The organism is Streptomyces sp. NPDC002130 (assembly GCF_040296465.1).
Taxonomy (GTDB): Bacteria; Actinomycetota; Actinomycetes; order Streptomycetales; family Streptomycetaceae; genus Streptomyces.
Window position 1 is genome coordinate 1 of the sequence record NZ_JBEOXI010001321.1, and the last position, 1,007, is coordinate 1,007.

A 1,007-nucleotide genomic window follows, 5' to 3' on the forward strand; every position below is an offset into this window, starting at 1 on the left:
GCGAGCCCGGCCAGGCGGTCCAGGTCGACGCCGACGAGTCCCTTGCGGAAGGTGACGAGCTCCCGGTCGCGCGCTTCCGCTGAACGTCGGCGCCACCGTCCGGGATGTGGTGGTCGAGTACGTCGGATAAGTCGTACTCGACGATTCGGATGTGTAGTAGAGAGAAGACGCGCTGTCGTAGTCGTCGAACGCACGGGTGACAGCATTGGCAATGAGAAACATCCACACGATCGACAGCACCAGAAGCCCGGTGAAGATGTAGCCGATGACCAGACCGGCGATTGCAAGTCCTCGCCCCTGCTCACCGGTTCGTTTGATCTGCGCCAGCGAAATGTGGCCGAGCACAATGCCGACCGGTGCCAGCACGAGCGCCCCGACCAGGGCGGCAATTGCGAGGCCGTTCGTGGTCGGAGGTTGGTACAGACCGCCCTGCGGTTGGGCACTCCTGTACTGCTGCTCCCCACCAGGAGGAGGTGGGGGCGGGGGTGGCGGTGGTGGCGGAAGGGTCACCGAATAAGCCGTCGATAGCGCATTCCGTGAATCTAGCGACGCCTCGGAGACCTGTCTGTCGTCCGTTCGCAGGACTGATGCAGAGGTGCCGAAATGTGAAGAGTTCTAACCAGCGAGCAGGCTCAGCCGCCGTAGACCTCGGGGTCCAGGGTGCCGATGTACGGCAGATCGCGGTACCGCTCGGCGTAATCGAGGCCGTAACCGACGACGAACTCGTTGGGGATGTCGAAGCCCACGTCCCGGACGTCGACGCTTCAGCCTCTCATATGACAAGCAAACTTGACATCTAGTGACAAGTATTCTTTACTTTTTGCATGACTGGAAAGGCTGGCGACAACAACGTGCGGGAGCACCGACGCCTCGCCGGCCTCACCCAGGCGCAACTGGCCACGGCAGGTCAGGTGAGCAGACAGAGCATCGTCTCCGTCGAACGCGGCGACTACGCCCGAAACTGCGCATGAAGGACCACGGCGGCAACCAGGCCGCCAACGTCACCA

At 62.5% G+C, this 1,007-nt stretch carries 1 protein-coding gene and 2 pseudogenes; 1 reads left to right on the plus strand and 2 read right to left on the minus strand.

Translation table 11 applies throughout. From position 1 onward, the window contains the following. Window positions 1-246 precede the first annotated feature (246 nt). A pseudogene (locus ABT116_RS50645) lies at window positions 247-510 on the minus strand (DUF4190 domain-containing protein); the annotation flags it as partial. Window positions 511-632: 122 nt separating this feature from the next. Next, a pseudogene (locus tag ABT116_RS51330) lies at window positions 633-764 on the minus strand (hypoxanthine phosphoribosyltransferase); the annotation flags it as partial. Between the two features lie 60 nt (window positions 765-824). Here ABT116_RS51330 and ABT116_RS50650 point away from each other — a divergent pair. Next, a complete protein-coding gene (locus tag ABT116_RS50650; protein WP_351648697.1) occupies window positions 825-971 on the plus strand; it encodes a helix-turn-helix transcriptional regulator in 147 nt (48 codons plus the stop codon). Window positions 972-1,007: the final 36 nt, after the last annotated feature.

Excerpts from the sequence above, each read along its gene's own strand:
- ABT116_RS50650 (WP_351648697.1), top strand. The coding sequence starts at position 825 with ATGACTGGAAAGGCTGGCGACAACAACGTGCGGGAGCACCGACGCCTC.